Here is a 15392-nt window from a genome sequence, read left to right on the forward strand (position 1 = left end):
AAATCGGCTGCTGCCGTACGGGACCGGCGGCTCTGTGCGGGGCGGGTTCGAGCGGTCTTCGAGGCACGGGCGCCAGCATCGGGGCACGACTGCCCACAGAGAGGGCCACCCCATGCTGACCCCGACTCCCCTGGAGGAGCTGCTCGACCTGGCCGCGGACGTCCTCGGCTGCGACCGGCGCGCCCTGCCGGCCGGGGCCGCGGGTTCTCCCTTCATCACGCTGGGCGGCGGCCTCGCGCAGGCCGTGCGGCTGCAGGCGCGTGCCGGCCGGCAGCTGGGCCTGGCCGTGGACCTGGCGCAGCTGCTGGGTCCCGCCCCGCTGGCGGACGTACTGGCCCGGGCCGTGCCCGTGCCGGCCGCGGTGCCCGGACCGCCCGCGGGCGCGGGCGCGGTGCGGGCGTTGCTGCCCGGGCAGCGGGCGGCGCTGGCCGCCGAGCGGGCGGCGGGTGCCGGTGCGGTGTGCCGGGTGCTCAGTGCCGAGCTGGCCGGGCCGCTCGACGCGGGCGCGCTGCGCCGTGTGCTCGCCGCTCTCGGTGCGCGGCACGAGGGCCTGCGGACCGTGTTCGCGGATGCGCCGCACGGCCCGGTGCGGCGGGTTCTCGCCGCCTGCGCCCCGCCGCTGGTCACTCTGGAGGCGGCGGGAGCGGGCGGGGGCGGGGACCCGGTGGCGGCGGTGCACGGGTATCTGGCCGCGCGGGCGCGGCAGTTGGTGGGCCGGCCGGGCCGGCCGCCGCTCGTCTTCGCCCTGGGCCGTCTGGCCGGAGGCGGGCATCTGCTGTCGTTCGTGTACCACGACGCGGTGGCCGACAGCTGGTCGGCGGCGCTGCTGTGGCAGGAACTGCTCGCCGACTACGACCGTGCCGTGCACCGGCGCCCGCTGGTGCGGGGGTTGCGTCCCGGGCCGGATACGGCGGGGCGCGCCCTGGTGGCCGCCCGGCCGGGCGGGCTGCGGGCGGCGGCCGAGCGGGCCGAGCGGCTGCGCGGTTTTCCCGCCGCCGTGGACCTGACGGAGGGTGCGTCGCGGCCCGCCGTGTTCGATGTCCACGGCGAGCGGCTGCACGTCGGCCTCGACGTGCGGCTGCGGGACGCGGCCGATGCGACGGCCCGGCGGGCCGGTGTGCCGCACGGCACGGTGCTGCTGGCGGCGTGGGCGCTGGCCGTGGGCCGGCGCGCGGACCTGGAGCGGCTGCTGGTGGGCTGCGAGGTGCCGCGCCGTGCCACGGCGGCGCTGCTGGGCACCCCCGCGCCCTGCTCGGCGACGGTGCCGGTGGGCTGTGAACTGCAGGGCGGCGTCGACTACTTCCTGCGCGGGGTCGCCTGCGCGTTCAGCGAGGCCCTCGGCTGCGCGGACCTCGACACCGCCGAGCTGGCGCGCGAGCTCGGGGTGCGCCCGGACCGTTCCCGGCCCGTCCTGACACCGGTGACGTTCGCGGCCCGCGACGAGCTGCTGCCCGCGCGGGTGCGGGCGGGCGACTTGAGCGCGCGTTTCCACCACGGGCACGCGGGCGCCGTCACCGCGGACGCCGCGCTGACCGTGCTGCGCTGGCGCGAAGACCCGCTGCTGCGCCTGGAGTTCGCCCCCGCGGTGCTCTCCCGCACGCGGGCCGTGCGGCTGGCCGGCGAGCTGCGCGGCGCGCTGGCCGCGTTGACGGCGGCGTCCCCGCACACCCCGGTCGAGGACCTGCTGCCCGCCCCGGCCGGCGCGCGCAGCCTTGCCCTGCCGCTCCCCTAAAGGTGTCCGTACGGCGGGGCGTCCGGTGCGCGCGTGCCGGGGGAAATCCACGCGCGCACCGGAGCCGGTGCCCGGGCGGCCGGCGGACCGGCGCCCGGGGGGCGGGGTGCGCATCCCTCCGGGGGTTGGGCGGGATACGCACCCGAGGCGGACTCGGCCGGGCGGACCAGGGTCCCGGGGCGGGGATGGCTCCCGGGAGCGGGAGCCGTCCCCGCCCGGTGTGCGGAAGTCGGTCCTGCGGCGGAGCGGGAGTCACTCCTTCTCGGGAGTCACTCCTTCTCGGGAGTCACTCCTTCTGCGGACGGGACACCCCGGGGGTGGCAGTGAGCCCTTCTGCGGACGGGACACCCCCTGGGGGTGGCAGTGAGCGCCCCGGAGGCGGGGCCAGGAGTCCCGGGCGCCTTGCCCCTCTTCCGGGAGCCCGGCCCGCAGGCCCCGGCCGGGGGCCGGACACCCGCGGCGGGGGCCGGACACCCACACCGGGGGGCCGAACACCCGCGCCGGGGGCGGACGCCCGCTGGCCGGGGGCAGGCGTCCGGGATCGCGGGCGTCGTCAGGTCGTGAACTGTGGGAGGCGGGTGGCGGTTTCGGTGGGGGCGGGCATGGAGGCGATCTCGGTGGCGACCTTGCGGGCCGCGTCGCGGTAGGTCTCGTCGCCCAGGATGCGGCGGGCCTGTGCGGTGACCGCGCCGGCCGTCAGGTCGGCGGCGTAGACCACCTCGCCCGCGCCCGCGTCGCGTACGGCGGCGGCGTTGGCGGGTCCGTCGGCGCCCTGCGGGAGGATCAGCTGGGGCAGGCCGGCCGCGAGCGCGGCCAGGGTGGTGCCGGCGCCGCCGTGCTGGACGACCAGGGCCGCCCGCTTCAGTGCCTCGGGCTGGGCCACCCACGCGGCCGCCACCACCCGCTCGGGCAGTTCGCCCAGGTCGGCGACGTCCACCACCGGGCCGGTGGCCACCAGGACCGGCACCTCGAGCGGCAGCAGCCCCTCGATGACCGTGCGCAGGACGTCCACCGAGCCCAGTGCGGTGCCCAGGGTCAGGTAGACGAAGGGGCCGTCCGCGTCCCGGATGGCCGCGGGCAGTTCGCCCGGCTCGCCGTAGGCGACGGGGCGCTGCTCGACGCGGGGCAGCGGGGCGGCCAGGAAGCCGCGGTCCTGCAGGGAGGGCGGGCAGATGTCGATGTAGGTGCGGGCCAGGGCCAGCAGCTGGCCGCCGGGCACGTGCACGCCCAGGTCGGCGGCGGTGGCCAGCAGTTCCTCCTGGATGCGGGCCTCCTCGGGGCCCATCGCCATCACGCCTACGCCGTGCGCGACGGCGGGCACGCCCGCCAGGTGCGCGGCGAAGGCGGCGCCGGGGTTGAGCGCCTCGTAGACGACGAGGTCGAAGCTCCCGCCGGCCAGGACGGGGGCGAGGTCGGCGGCCACCCAGCGGGGCAGCACCGAGCCGAACACCTTCACATGCAGGTCGGCCAGGACCTCGGGCGGCACGTCCTGGGCGCCCAGGTCGCCGTCGCTCTCGCCGTGTTCGAGGCCGGCACTGCCGCGTACTGCTTCCATGAACGCCTCGGGAACCGAGCGGCCCGCCGCCACCGGCTCAAGGCCGGCCGCCCGCAGGGCCGGGTGCAGCTGCTCGCCGGTGGCGAAAGCGACCTCGTGGCCCGCGGCGCGCGCGGCCTTCGCCAAGGGAAGCAGGGGATACACGTGCCCGAAGTTGCCCGCGCTGGCAAAGAGGATTCTCATACCGCCCCACGGTAGGGACGCCCCCACCCTTTTGTCTAGCAGTGACAGGAGACATAGCACCGGCAGGTACGGGGATTCGAGCGGCCGTGCGGGGCGTTTCGAGGCGCTCTCCAGTCACGGCCGATCGCCCTGGCGGATCGTCGTGCCGGCGGCCTGGCCCCGGGCGCGCGGCACACGGCGAAGGAGTCACGACCGATGACCATCACCCAGGCGGTGCCCCCGGGCACCCTCACCCGTCCGGGGCGGCGCTTCACGCTGTCGGCCCAGACCCTGGACAGCCCTCTGACGCCCAATCCGGTCTTCCGCGAATGGTTCGCCGAACAGCGCCGCACCAACCGCTACGAGGTGCGGCGCATCCCCTTCCGCGACCTGGTCGGCTGGCGCTTCTCGGACTCCACCGGCAACCTCGTGCACGACAGCGGCCGGTTCTTCTCCGTGGAGGGCCTGCAGGTGCGCGCCGAGTGGGAGGGGCACGCCGCGTCCTGGTCGCAGCCGATCATCAACCAGCCCGAGATCGGCATCCTGGGCATCGTCGTCAAGGAGTTCGACGGCGTCCTGCACTGCCTGATGCAGGCCAAGATGGAACCCGGCAACCTCGAGACCGTGCAGCTGTCCCCCACCGTGCAGGCCACCCGCAGCAACTACACCGGCGTGCACAAGGGCGCCCGGGTGAACTACATCGAGTACTTCGCCCCGCCGCGGACCGGCTCCCGGGTGCTGTTCGACTCCCTGCAGTCCGAACAGGGCTCCTGGTTCCTGCGCAAACGCAACCGGAACATGGTGGTCGAGGCCCTCGGCCCCGTCCCCGCGCACGAGGACTTCGTCTGGCTGACCCTCGGCCAGATCCACCAGCTGCTGCGCGAGTCGAACGTGGTCAACATGGACGCCCGCACCGTGCTGTCGCTGATCCCCTCGTACACCGACGAGGGACCCCCGCTGCACAGCATGGAGCACCTCCTCAACCGGCTCACCGAGATCAAGGCCCACCGCGAGCTCGTGCAGACCAGCATGCCGCTGGCCGCCGTGCGGAACTGGCGGCGCACCGAGGACGCCATCGTCCACGACAGCGGCCACCACTTCACCGTCATCGCCGCGTCCGTGGCCGCCGCCAACCGCGAGGTCACCCGCTGGACCCAGCCCCTGCTCGCGCCGGCCGAACAGGGCCTGTCGGCGTTCCTGGTGCGCCGCATCGGCGGTGTGCCGCACCTGCTCGCCCACGCCCGCTCCGAGGCCGGCGTCCTGGACGTGGCCGAACTCGGCCCCACCGTGCAGTGCCAGCCCGGCCGCGCCCTGACCCTGCCGCTGCCCCGCCGGCCCCGCTACCTCGACCTCGTCCTGCGCGCCGATCCCGGCACGCTGCTGTACGACACCGTGCAGTCCGAGGAGGGCGGCCGCTTCCACCACGCCGGCAACCGCTACGTCCTGATGGAAGTGGGCGGCGAGTTCCCCGTCGACGTACCCGGGGACTTCCTGTGGGTGACCGCCGGCCAGCTGTCCGACCTGCTGCGGCACAGCAACTACCTCAACATCGAGGCCCGGACCCTGCTGAGCGCACTGCGCGCGGCCTGGGCGCGCGGCGGGGCGTACGCGCGGTGAACGGGCCCGTGCGCGCACAAGGAGCGGGTGTGCTGCGGATCGGGGTGCTGGGCTGCGCGGACATCGCCGAGCGGCGCATGCTGCCCTCGATGGCCCGCCAGCCGCTCGTCGAGGTGACCGCGATCGCCAGCCGCAGCCTCGCGAAGGCGCGGGCGTTCACCGGCCGGTTCGGCGGCACCCCGGTGGCCGGCTACGCCGGGCTGCTGGAGCGCGACGACGTGGACGCCGTCTACCTGCCGCTGCCGCCCCAACTGCACGTGGAGTGGACCCTGCGGGCGCTTCAGGCCGGCAAGCACGTGCTGTGCGAGAAGCCGTTCGCCGCCCGCCTCGCGGACGCGGACAAGGCGGTGTCCCTCGCCCGCGAGCGCGGCCTGCTGCTGATGGAGAGCTTCATGTTCCTCCACCACTCCCAGCACGCCCGCGTCCAGCAGCTGCTCGGCGACGGGCTGATCGGCGAACTGCGCCTGTTCGGCTCCGAGTTCGGCATCCCGCTGCGCCGCGACACCGATGGCACCCCGCGGCGGGCCAGCACCCTGCCCGAGGTCGCCGCCTACCCGCTGCGCGCCGCCCAGCTCTTCCTCGGCCCGCACCTGCGGGTGGCCGGCGCCCACGTGAGCCCCGCCACCGCGCACGGGCCGGCGCCCGCAGGCGGCGCCCTGCTGACCGCCGCCGGCGGGGCCACCGCCCAGCTCGCCTACGGCGTCGAACACGCCTACCGCAGCGGCTACGACCTGTGGGGCAGCCAGGGACGGCTGCGCCTGGAACGCGCCTTCAGCACCCCCGACGAGCACGTCCCCGTCCTGCACGTCGAACAGGGCGGCGCCGTCCGCGAGATCCGCCTCGCCCCGGACACCCACTTCACCAACATCGCCGGCGTCTTCGCCCGGGCCGTCCTCGACCACGAGGACTTCACCCCGCACACCGAGGCCCTCCTCGCCCACGCCCGGCTCACCGACGCCGTCGAACAGGCCGCCGCCCGCCCCGGCCCCGTATAGACAACACACGCACGCCCCGGCCCGTACCAGCTCACGGACGGGCACACGCACGGGCGGCCCGGCGCACACGGTGCGCGCCGGGCCGCCCGCCCGCGCCCGAGGACGGCTACCGGCCGTCCTGGCCGGCGTGGATGTCGACGCCGAGCTGGCGGAACAGCCCCGCCATGTCCAGCTGGTCCCAGTGCTCGGCCAGCAGCCCGTCCTCGACCCGCCAGAAGTCGATCGACTGGAAGTTCAGCGGCCGCCCGGTGGCCTCGACGCCGAAGAACGTGCCCTGGTGGGTGCCCGAGTACTCGAAACGCCCGGCGATGCGGTCCCCCTCCACGACCAGGTCGTGGGTGACGACCTTGACATCGGGGAACGCGGCGAAGATCTGCTCCCAGAACGCCGTGTTCGCCTCGATGCCGTCCTCCACGACCGGGTTGTGGTCGATGTGCCCGGGTGCGGTGTGCTCGCTCATGGTGCTCACGTCATGAGCGTTGATCATGTCGACGAAGCGCTGGACGAGTTCACGGTGGTTGTCTGCCATCCTGTCTCCTTCGTGGGTACCCCCGGCTTCAGCCGGGGGGTGAAACGAAGCTCCCGCGGAGCGGGGCAAGGGGCGGCGATTCGCCGCTAGGCGGACCGCCGTTGTCAGTGGCGTGCACTACGTTGATCACACGAGTTGGAGGGGGTGACTCCATTGATCCGCGCGTACAAGTTCCTTCTGTATCCGACCATGCGTCAGACCCAGGCGTTGGGCGAGATGCTGCGGGATCACTGCTCCCTCTACAACGGGGCGCTTGAAGAGAGGCGGTCCGCGTACCGGCACGCGTCGAGGACGACCGTGCGCTACGGCCGGCAGTCCGGACAGCTCAAGGACATTCGGGCGTTCGATCCGGAGCGTCAGGGCCGGTGGTCTTTCTCCTCGCAGCAGGCGACGTTGCGCCGCCTGGACAAGGCGTTCACCGCGTTCTTCCGCCGCATCAAGTCCGGTGAGGCTCCCGGCTACCCCAGGTTCCGGGGTGTGCGCCGGTTCGACACGGTGGACTTCCCCAAGGACGGGGACGGCTGCCGGTGGGACTCCACGCCGCACGATCCGCAGACCCGTGTCCGCTTCCAGGGCGTCGGGCACGTCAAGGTCAAGCAGCACCGGCCGGTGGCCGGGAAGGTCAAGACCGTTTCCGTCAAGCGTGAAGGGCGCCGCTGGTACGTGATCCTCACGGCCGACCAGGCACCGCCCGAACCGCTCCCCGCGACCGGAGCCGTGGTCGGTATCGATCTGGGGATCGCCTCGTTTCTGACCACCTCCGACGGCCGGCACGTCGACAACCCGCGCCACAGCCGCAACGCCGCGAAAAAGCTGGAGGCAGCGCAACGGGCCCTCGCCCGCAGCAAGCGCGGGTCGAAGCGACGACGCAAGGCCGTGGAACGCGTCGCCACCCTGCACCGCAAGGTGCGCCGCCAACGCCTCGACCACGCACACAAGACCGCGCTCGGTCTCGTCCGCGACAACGATCTGATCGCGCACGAAGACCTCAAGATCCGCAACATGAGCAAGGCCCCCGAGCCGCGCCCGAACGGGGACGGAACCTACGCCCCGAACGGAGCCGCGGCGAAGGCCGGACTCAACCGAAGCATCGCCGACGCCGGGTGGGGGTGTTCCTCGCGATCCTGGCCGCCAAGGCGGAAGGTGCCGGACGGGAAGTGATCGCCGTGGATCCCCGCAACACCTCCCGCACCTGCCCCGACTGCGGGCACGTCGCCAAGGAGAACCGGCCTACCCAGGAAAAGTTCCACTGCCAGGCCTGCGGCCACACCGCACACGCCGACGTCGTAGGGGCTTCCAACGTACTGCGGGCCGGGCTGGCCCGTCGTCAAGCCCAACCAGCTTGACGAGAAGCCCCCTCGTTCACGAGGGGGAGTAGTCACGCCTCAAGCCTTCCTGGGCTCGCGTCACCGAAGCGGGCAGGCGCAGCCGCCCGCCCCGCCGTGTCACCCGAGGATCCCCACCGCCTCTCGAGCCGCCCTGGAGGGGGCCTGTGGGCGCGGCTCATCCCCCATCCCGGCTCAAGTGCCCGCTCCTAGCCTCCCCTTCATGAAGGCTCTCGTACTCTCCGGCGGGGCCGGAACCCGCCTGCGCCCCCTCACCCACACATCCGCCAAGCAGCTGGTGCCCGTGGCCAACAAGCCGGTGCTCTTCTACGGCCTGGAAGCGATCGCGGACGCGGGCATCACCGAGGTCGGGATCGTCGTCGGGGACACCGCCGACGAGATCATGCAAGCCGTCGGCGACGGCTCCAAGTTCGGCCTCACCGTCACCTACATCCCCCAGGACGCGCCGCTGGGCCTGGCCCACGCCGTCATCATCGCCCGGGACTTCCTCGCCGACGACGACTTCGTCATGTACCTGGGCGACAACTTCATCGTGGGCGGCATCTCCTCCCTCGTCGACGCCTTCCGCGCACAGCGGCCCGCCGCCCAGATCCTGCTCACCCAGGTCCCCGACCCGCGCCAGTTCGGGGTCGCCGAATTCGGCGCGGACGGACGGGTCGTAGGGCTGGAGGAGAAGCCCGAGGCCCCCAAGAGCGACCTCGCGCTGGTCGGCGTCTACCTGTTCACCCCGGCCGTGCACGAGGCCGTCCGCGCCATCACGCCCTCCTGGCGTGGCGAACTGGAGATCACCCACGCCCTGCAGTGGCTCATCGACCAGCAGCGCGACGTACGCTCCACGACGATCTCCGGCTACTGGAAGGACACCGGGAACGTCGGCGACATGCTGGAGGTCAACCGCACCGTCCTGGAGCACACCGAGCCGCACATCGAGGGCGACGTCGACGACACCAGTGAGATCATCGGGCGGGTGCAGATCGACGAGGGCGCCCGGGTGAGCGGCTCGCGCATCGTGGGCCCGGCCGTCATCGGCTCCGGCAGCGTGATCGCCGGCTCCTACGTCGGCCCGTTCACCTCCATCTCCCACGACTGCCGCATCACCGACAGCGAGATCGAGTTCTCCATCGTCCTGGACGGCTCCTCGGTACGCGGCGCCCGCCGCGTGGAGGCCTCGATCATCGGACGCAACGTGGAGGTGACCCCCGCACCCCGGGTCCCCGCCGCCCACCGGCTCATCCTCGGCGACCACAGCAAGGTGCAGATCTCATCTTGACCTCTCCCCCTTGTGAACGAGGGGGATCCTCACGGCTCACGCCGTGAGGGTTCGTGCTTCGTCGCCGACTGCCCGCCCGGAGTTCTCCGTTGAGGTCCTGCACCAGCTCCACACCCGGACACTGCCGGCCCGGCAGCCAGAAGGTTCTTCGCCGCGTTCACGTCGCTCCTCGCCCGGCTCCGCAGGAGTCCGTTTCCTCTCCGCCCGAAAAGCGGAGTATCCACGGAGGGATCAGATGACCACCACACGCATCCTCGTCACCGGCGGAGCGGGGTTCATCGGCTCGCACTACGTACGCACCCTGCTCGGCCCGGCAGGCCCCGGCGGCGTCGAAATCACCGTCCTGGACAAACTCACCTACGCCGGCAACCCCGCCAACCTCGACCCGGTCCGCTCCCACCCCGCCTTCCGCTTCGTCCACGGCGACATCTGCGACACCCGCCTCGTGGCCGAACTCGTCGCCGGCCACGAGCAGATCGTGCACTTCGCCGCCGAGTCCCATGTCGACCGCTCCATCCTCGGCGCCGCCGAGTTCATCACCACCAACGTACTGGGCACCCAGACCCTGCTGGACGCCGCGCTGCGCCGGCCCGGCGGCCCGGCCCGCTTCCTGCACGTCTCCACCGACGAGGTCTACGGCTCCCTGGCCGAGGGCTCCTGGCCCGAGAGCGACCCGCTGCGCCCCAACTCCCCCTACGCCGCCTCCAAGGCCTCCTCCGACCTCGTCGCCCTCTCCTACCACCGCACCCACGGCCTGGACGTCCGGGTGACCCGCTGCTCCAACAACTACGGCCACCACCACTTCCCCGAGAAGGTCATCCCCCTGTTCGTCACCAACCTCCTCGACGGACACCGCGTCCCGCTGTACGGGGAGGGGCTCAACGTCCGGGACTGGCTGCACATCGACGACCACGTGCAGGGCCTGGAACTGGTGCGCACCGGCGGCCGGCCGGGCGAGGTGTACAACATCGGCGGCGGCACCGAGCTGAGCAACAAGGAACTGACCACCCTGCTGCTCGACCTCGCCGGGGCGACCTGGGACAGCGTCGAGCACGTGCCCGACCGGCTCGGCCACGACCTGCGCTACTCGGTGGACTGCACGAAGATCTCCCGCGAGCTCGGCTACCGCCCCCGCAAGGACTTCACCCAGGGCCTGGCCGAGACCTTCGCCTGGTACCGCGACCACCGCGCCTGGTGGGAGCCCCTGAAGCACAAGGCCGCCCTGTGAGCCGGTGAGCGTGCCCCAGGGGGCGCGACCGGGCCTGGAGAAGACGGGCTTTTTTCCGGTGCTGTCACATCCTGCCGGGCTGATCCGTCAGGGAGGTGTAACCCACCGGCAACGGCACAGGAGCTCACCATGGACGCCCGTTTGAACCTCTTCGGCAACCCGGTCGCAGGCAAGGTCCTCAGGCACATCAACTCGGCAGGCAAGGCGGTCTCGGACTCGGCGCTGCCGGCCGCGACGGAGGAACTGGTGAAGATCCGCGCCAGCCAGATCAACGGCTGCGGTTTCTGCACCGACATGCACACCAAGGACGCCGCGCACGCCGGGGAGACCGCGGTGCGCCTCCACCTGGTCGCGGCCTGGCGGGAGGCCACGGTCTTCACCGACGCCGAGCGCGCCGCCCTGGAGCTGACCGAGCAGGGCACCCGCATCGCCGACGCGGCCGGCGGCGTCACGGACGAGGCCTGGGCGAACGCCGCCAAGCACTACGACGAGGACCAGCTCGCCGCGCTGGTCTCCCTCATCGCCCTCATCAACGCCTACAACCGCGTGAACGTCCTCGTCCGGCAGCCCGCCGGCGACTACCAGCCCGGCCAGTTCGGCTGACCGGGCGCCCGTTGCGGCACGGGACGGTCACGGGATGTACTCCACGGTCACCGGGGCTGTGTTGTTGTCCTGGTCCGGGTCGGCGGCGGGACCGGGCGGGACCGTGACGCTGCCGCGGGCCCCTTCGACGCGCTTGTCGATACGCACCAGCAGGACGACGGCGTAGGGCTCGGCCCCCGGCCCGCAGGCGACGGGACCGCCCTTCGCCGAGCCCTTTCGGCAGTAGGAGTCCTCGCTCTGCAGGCCTTGCGGTGGCCGGGTGACGAGGCTGACGCCGTCGGGGAGCGTCACCCACATCGTGTCGCCCCGGTAGCCCCTCGGATACGGCACCTCGGTCCGGACCTCCTCGCCCACCCTGCCCCGGATGGTGAAACCGACGGCCTCCACGTCGTCGACCCGCGTGGTCTCGAAGTCCAGCGCCCCGGCGGCTCCCCGGCTCCTGTACGACTCGCTCCCGGTGAACGCGCCGCCGTCCACCGGCCGAAGCCGCAGCACTTCACCGGTGCCGCGCACAGCCCGCCCGGGAAGCTGTGACGGACCGTCGATATCGGCGGTGGGCCACACGCTGTAGTGCAGGCTGCCGCTCCTCGTGTCCTGGCTGCTCACGGCGATGACCGGATGGTCCGTCTCGTACGCCGTCCCCGCGGGCAGCGGGCCGGGAAAGTCGCACTGTGCCTCGGTGGCCGCTGCCGCCTTGTTGTAGCGGCAGTTGCCGTACCGGGGCAGCAGGGTGCTGCCGTCCGCCACCACCATGACGGTGATGCCACCGTCGACACCGGTGTCCCCCGGTTGCCGAAGGCGGGTGTCAGCCGCACCTCGCCCCCGGGGCGCACCCCCGTCAGTTTCCTGCTCCGGGTGGTCAGATACGGCGAGCCGACCCTCACACGGGTGGTGTGCCGGATGGTGGGCGCGTCGGCGCTGTGCACGGTCACCACGATGGACCCGGCCGGGCCCAAGGCCGTACCGGGCTTCGGCTTCACCTGGAAGGGAAGGAAATCAGCTCCCTCCCCGTACTTGATGTCCGGCAGCGCGCAGGTCACGCGAAAGCCCGACCGGGCGCAGCCGTAGCCCTTGTTCTCCCCAGATGTCGGCCTTCCCCTTGAAGACGGACAGGTCGAAATCCGCCTCGACCTGCCTGGCGGCCCCCTGGCTCCCGCCGGACGGGGCCGCGGCCGCGGCCAGGCGGATCCGGTATTCGGGGGCCCAGGGGGCATGGCCGGGCGCGGTGTAGCGCGGCAGGTAGAACGTGTTCAGCACGGACCGGAACGTCAGCACGGCCCCGGGCGCCTGCGCCGGGTGACGGGCTTTCAGGGCGACGGCGCCTGCCCCGGCCGCCGCCAGTACCACCGCACACACCACGGCCGCATACCGCCGCTTCCTGTCCGCCCACCACGCCCTCATACCGCATCAGACGTACCGGACGCCGGATGGTTGCGCGAGGAGGGGAGGGCAAAGTCTCCGACAGACACGCCCGCGCCTCAGGGGCGCGGGCGTGTCACTTGCCCCGGCGGTCAGGGCTAGGAGGTCTTGGTCGGCTTGGCGGTCATGGTCGGGTGCGCCGTCTTCGTCGGCTTCGGCGAGTACTTGTGCGTCTTCGACGGCTTCGGCTTCGGCGAGTACTTGTTCGTCTTCGACGGAGTCGGCTTCGGTTTGTGGGTCTTCGTCGGCGACGGCTTCGGCGAGTACTTGTGGGTCTTCGACGGAGTCGGCTTCGGTTTGTGGGTCTTCGTCGGCGACGGCTTCGGCGAATGCTTGGTGGTCGTCGTAGGCGACGGCTTGGCGGTCGTCGTCGGCGCCGGCGCGGTGGTCGTCGTCTTCGACGTCTCCGGCGCCGATGTCGAAGGTGTCGCCGCGGGTGCGGCCGGATGCTGGGATCCGGCGGCCGCTACCGCGGTACCGCCCGCTGTTCCCCGGACAGCAGGGCCGCTGTCAGGGTTCCTACGGCGAAGGTGCGCCCCCAGTGGCTGCGGAATGTGGCATTCACGATGTTCTCCCATCTTGAACAACTGCCCCATTGGTCACTGTCGGCCTCAACCGAGGTTAGGTCGGTGCCCCCCGATCGGCGACCGGAGCACATCGGTTCGCACTTTCAACAGAAGTGGCGGGTGCCCGTGTGCGGCCGCACTCCCCGGGCGGGCAGGAGTTGACGCCCTCCTCGCCTCCCGCCTGCGGAACGATGGCCTTCGCCACAGCGTGCGGGGTCCGCGCCTGATCGACTGGCCGGATGCTGATCAACCTGATTCTCCGCGCCCTCCCGTTCCGCATCCGCGAACCGCTGATCATCGCCGTCAGCCTCTACTTCTCCGGCCTCTCCCTCTGCTACTGAACTTGACCGGGTGATGTCGGGCTGTTCGCCGGACAGTGCGCAGGGGGCCTCAGCAGTCCTGGTGAAGTGAGATATTCGCAGGGTGGCGGCTTGACCGACGCTGAGAGGGCCGCACGGGAGCGGGTTCGGCTCCAGGCTGTGGCTTGCTTCGAGAGTGGGACGAAGAGCTGGGAGGTCGCTGCCGCGTTGCGGGTCTCGGAGCGTTCGGTGGAACGCTGGCGACGCCAGTGGCGTGAGAACGGCCACGCCGGGGTGGCATCAAAGGGGTCATCTGGTCGGCCTCGACTGTCTGACATGCAAATGGCCTGCCTGGAGCAGGGAGTTGGAGCGTGGGCCGCTGGCACACGGGTGGATCGACCAGCGATGGACCCTGGCTCGGGTGAAGACGATGATCGGCCGGCTGTTCCACGTCTCCTGCACCGTGGAGGGCACGTGGCGTTTGCTGCGGCGCTACGGCTGGTCGTGGCAGCAGCCCGCCCGGCGCGCCTTGCCAAGGTGAACCGCGCTTTGGTCGAACTCGTGTTTCTCGGCCTGCATCGGTGACCTATTTGGCGTCCGTGACTACGGCGATCTGACGGATGAAGGTGTCTTCCACGGCGGAGTGGAGGAGGAATTCGGCGACGTTTGCGCGAGAGGTTGAGGGGAAGATCGGCAATTTCGTGACGCCCGCGAGCGCAACGGCGTTGTAGCGGGTGCTGTCACCGTTGTTCAATGCTCCGGGGTATTCGAGGGTCCATTTCAGATCACTGGCCCTCAAGAGAACTTCCGATGCGGCTTTGTCTGCGTAGACTTTCCGAAGCACGGTTCGGAAAATGGGACCGACGAGGAATGAGGCTTTGGCGAGGGAGTCGCCGACTCCGAACGCAGACAGGATGACGAAACGGTCAACGCCTGATGTTTTCGCGGATGCGATGACTGCGCGGACGGTGTCGGTGATCAGCGTGGGGGTCTCGCGGGCGTTCTTCACTCCGAGCGTGCTGATGATCGCGTCGTGGCCTCGGGCTGCAGTCGCGATCACGGTGGCGTCGGTGACGTCGCCACCGACGATTTGAGCGCGCGGATCAACGGTGGCGTCGGGCCGCCGAACGAGGGCAGTGACCTGGTGTCCCTGGTCCAGTGCCTTTTTCGTGAAGAGGACGCCGGTGCGCCCGGTTGCTCCAAGAACAAGAAACTTCACGATACTTCGCTCTCCATTGAAGGATGCATGGGCATGCTGCTGTTGCGGCCGAGCGGCAGGGAACCGATTCCCGCCCATGCGGTGCCGGACCCGCTCGCGCCTCTGCCGGTGGCGACGGCCTGTGCAGCAACGGTCCGGCTCGTCTGGGCACTGCGCACCGCGGCAATCAGCCGCCCATCACCGGAACATAGTCAGGCTCATCAACTAATCTAGTCAATGTTCCTGACTATGTCAAGCGGAGTCGAGACCTGTTGGCGCCCGCCGGTTCCGGCGGCTCAGGGGCCAGCGGGAACCGGTGCGGACGGCCCGGTGTGGCCAGGCCTACCGCGCATAGGGGTCGGTGATCTCGCGGAGTTGATCCAGGATCTGCTGCAGCAGCGTGAAGTTGCGGGTGCCCAGGTATTCCTTCCACTCCGCGAGGATCTCGTCGCGTGTCGCCTTGGCCACCTCGACCGCCTGCCGGCCGCGCTGCTCGATCACGATCAGCCGGGCGCGGCCATCCGCGGGGTCGGGGACCCGGCGGACGTAGCCCAGACTTTCCAGCTGATCGACCATCACACTGGCGCTCTGCTTGGTCATTTGTGCCTGTTCAGCGAGGTCCGTGAGGCGCGAACCATCCTGGGCGACGCGCTGGAACACCCGGCACTGGGCGAGGGTCCAGTCGTCGAACCCGGCATCCTGCAGGGCCCGGAAAATCCGGTCCTCGGTGTACCGGTACGGGATGAACAGTGACGTCCCTAGATCAACCCGCTGCTCGTCACCCATGCCGCTCCCAGCTCCATCGCCCGCCTGATTCCGCGAGGTTCACACCCTACGCCGCCGCCGATTCGACCGCGGCGGCGCGTGCCGCGG

The 15392-nt window shown here is 71.5% G+C and carries 13 protein-coding genes and 3 pseudogenes; 8 read left to right on the plus strand and 8 right to left on the minus strand.

Annotation, left to right across the window (positions count from 1 at the left end; all coding sequences use genetic code 11):
* Positions 1 to 112: 112 nt before the first annotated feature.
* Positions 113 to 1732, plus strand: a complete 1620-nt coding sequence (locus AAFF41_RS50925; protein WP_343326544.1) for a condensation domain-containing protein — start codon at positions 113 to 115, stop codon at positions 1730 to 1732.
* 553 nt (positions 1733 to 2285) lie between these two features.
* Here AAFF41_RS50925 and AAFF41_RS50930 read toward each other — a convergent pair.
* Entirely contained in the window at positions 2286 to 3470 is a 1185-nt protein-coding gene (locus AAFF41_RS50930) for a glycosyltransferase (protein ID WP_319754212.1), read from the minus strand.
* Between the two features lie 195 nt (positions 3471 to 3665).
* On the opposite strand from AAFF41_RS50930, the gene AAFF41_RS50935 reads away from it, so the two are divergent.
* On the plus strand, positions 3666 to 5066 hold the full coding sequence (locus AAFF41_RS50935; RefSeq protein ID WP_319754213.1) for an NDP-hexose 2,3-dehydratase family protein: 1401 nt from the start codon (positions 3666 to 3668) through the stop codon (positions 5064 to 5066).
* A 29-nt stretch (positions 5067 to 5095) separates the two neighbouring features.
* A complete protein-coding gene (locus AAFF41_RS50940) occupies positions 5096 to 6061 on the plus strand; it encodes a Gfo/Idh/MocA family protein (protein ID WP_343326545.1) in 966 nt (321 codons plus the stop codon).
* Between the two features lie 106 nt (positions 6062 to 6167).
* Here the strand turns inward: AAFF41_RS50940 and AAFF41_RS50945 are convergent, their stop codons facing one another.
* Complete coding sequence (locus tag AAFF41_RS50945; RefSeq protein WP_067383410.1) at positions 6168 to 6590, minus strand: ester cyclase; 423 nt, start codon at positions 6588 to 6590, stop codon at positions 6168 to 6170.
* Positions 6591 to 6743: 153 nt separating this feature from the next.
* Between AAFF41_RS50945 and AAFF41_RS50950 the strand changes: the two are divergent.
* Both AAFF41_RS50950 and AAFF41_RS50955 read left to right on the plus strand, forming a co-directional pair.
* A pseudogene (locus tag AAFF41_RS50950) lies at positions 6744 to 7936 on the plus strand (RNA-guided endonuclease InsQ/TnpB family protein).
* A gap of 202 nt (positions 7937 to 8138) precedes the next feature.
* Positions 8139 to 9206: a glucose-1-phosphate thymidylyltransferase gene (locus AAFF41_RS50955; RefSeq protein ID WP_319754642.1), complete on the plus strand. Its 1068-nt coding sequence runs from the start codon at positions 8139 to 8141 to the stop codon at positions 9204 to 9206.
* 29 nt (positions 9207 to 9235) lie between these two features.
* On the opposite strand, the pseudogene AAFF41_RS50960 reads toward AAFF41_RS50955, so the two are convergent.
* Positions 9236 to 9370: pseudogene (locus AAFF41_RS50960) on the minus strand (RNA-guided endonuclease TnpB family protein); the annotation flags it as partial.
* 71 nt (positions 9371 to 9441) lie between these two features.
* Here AAFF41_RS50960 and rfbB point away from each other — a divergent pair.
* Together rfbB and AAFF41_RS50970 are read left to right on the plus strand one after the other, a co-directional pair.
* Positions 9442 to 10434: a dTDP-glucose 4,6-dehydratase gene (gene rfbB / locus AAFF41_RS50965; RefSeq protein WP_319754643.1), complete on the plus strand. Its 993-nt coding sequence runs from the start codon at positions 9442 to 9444 to the stop codon at positions 10432 to 10434.
* 129 nt (positions 10435 to 10563) lie between these two features.
* Entirely contained in the window at positions 10564 to 11037 is a 474-nt protein-coding gene (locus tag AAFF41_RS50970; protein ID WP_121413242.1) for a carboxymuconolactone decarboxylase family protein, read from the plus strand.
* A gap of 27 nt (positions 11038 to 11064) precedes the next feature.
* Here the strand turns inward: AAFF41_RS50970 and AAFF41_RS50975 are convergent, their stop codons facing one another.
* The 3 genes from AAFF41_RS50975 to AAFF41_RS50985 all read right to left on the minus strand — a co-directional run bounded on the left by AAFF41_RS50975 (position 11065) and on the right by AAFF41_RS50985 (position 13034).
* Positions 11065 to 11790, minus strand: a complete 726-nt coding sequence (locus tag AAFF41_RS50975; protein WP_343326546.1) for a hypothetical protein — start codon at positions 11788 to 11790, stop codon at positions 11065 to 11067.
* A gap of 243 nt (positions 11791 to 12033) precedes the next feature.
* Positions 12034 to 12393, minus strand: a complete 360-nt coding sequence (locus AAFF41_RS50980) for a hypothetical protein (protein ID WP_343326547.1) — start codon at positions 12391 to 12393, stop codon at positions 12034 to 12036.
* Between the two features lie 161 nt (positions 12394 to 12554).
* A complete protein-coding gene (locus tag AAFF41_RS50985) occupies positions 12555 to 13034 on the minus strand; it encodes a superantigen-like protein SSL4 (RefSeq protein ID WP_343326548.1) in 480 nt (159 codons plus the stop codon).
* A 395-nt stretch (positions 13035 to 13429) separates the two neighbouring features.
* Between AAFF41_RS50985 and AAFF41_RS52155 the strand changes: the two are divergent.
* Positions 13430 to 13859, plus strand: a pseudogene (locus AAFF41_RS52155) (winged helix-turn-helix domain-containing protein); the annotation flags it as partial.
* A 48-nt stretch (positions 13860 to 13907) separates the two neighbouring features.
* Here AAFF41_RS52155 and AAFF41_RS51000 read toward each other — a convergent pair.
* On the minus strand, positions 13908 to 14540 hold the full coding sequence (locus AAFF41_RS51000) for an NAD(P)-dependent oxidoreductase (protein WP_319754646.1): 633 nt from the start codon (positions 14538 to 14540) through the stop codon (positions 13908 to 13910).
* Between the two features lie 321 nt (positions 14541 to 14861).
* Complete coding sequence (locus AAFF41_RS51005) at positions 14862 to 15305, minus strand: MarR family winged helix-turn-helix transcriptional regulator (protein ID WP_319754647.1); 444 nt, start codon at positions 15303 to 15305, stop codon at positions 14862 to 14864.
* Between the last annotated feature and the right edge of the window lie 87 nt (positions 15306 to 15392).

It is taken from the genome of Streptomyces mirabilis (genome assembly GCF_039503195.1).
Classification (GTDB): Bacteria; Actinomycetota; Actinomycetes; order Streptomycetales; family Streptomycetaceae; genus Streptomyces; species Streptomyces mirabilis_D.

What these genes read in the sequence shown, in the direction of transcription:
- AAFF41_RS50925 (WP_343326544.1), top strand. Translation starts at nt 113, where the DNA reads ATGCTGACCCCGACTCCCCTGGAGGAGCTGCTCGACCTGGCCGCGGAC.
- AAFF41_RS50930 (WP_319754212.1), bottom strand. Translation starts at nt 3,470, where the DNA reads ATGAGAATCCTCTTTGCCAGCGCGGGCAACTTCGGGCACGTGTATCCC.
- AAFF41_RS50935 (WP_319754213.1), top strand. Translation starts at nt 3,666, where the DNA reads ATGACCATCACCCAGGCGGTGCCCCCGGGCACCCTCACCCGTCCGGGG.
- AAFF41_RS50945 (WP_067383410.1), bottom strand. Translation starts at nt 6,590, where the DNA reads ATGGCAGACAACCACCGTGAACTCGTCCAGCGCTTCGTCGACATGATC.
- AAFF41_RS50955 (WP_319754642.1), top strand. Translation starts at nt 8,139, where the DNA reads ATGAAGGCTCTCGTACTCTCCGGCGGGGCCGGAACCCGCCTGCGCCCC.
- rfbB (WP_319754643.1), top strand. Translation starts at nt 9,442, where the DNA reads ATGACCACCACACGCATCCTCGTCACCGGCGGAGCGGGGTTCATCGGC.
- AAFF41_RS50970 (WP_121413242.1), top strand. Translation starts at nt 10,564, where the DNA reads ATGGACGCCCGTTTGAACCTCTTCGGCAACCCGGTCGCAGGCAAGGTC.
- AAFF41_RS50975 (WP_343326546.1), bottom strand. Translation starts at nt 11,790, where the DNA reads ATGGTGGTGGCGGACGGCAGCACCCTGCTGCCCCGGTACGGCAACTGC.
- AAFF41_RS50985 (WP_343326548.1), bottom strand. Translation starts at nt 13,034, where the DNA reads ATGGGAGAACATCGTGAATGCCACATTCCGCAGCCACTGGGGGCGCAC.
- AAFF41_RS51005 (WP_319754647.1), bottom strand. Translation starts at nt 15,305, where the DNA reads ATGGGTGACGAGCAGCGGGTTGATCTAGGGACGTCACTGTTCATCCCG.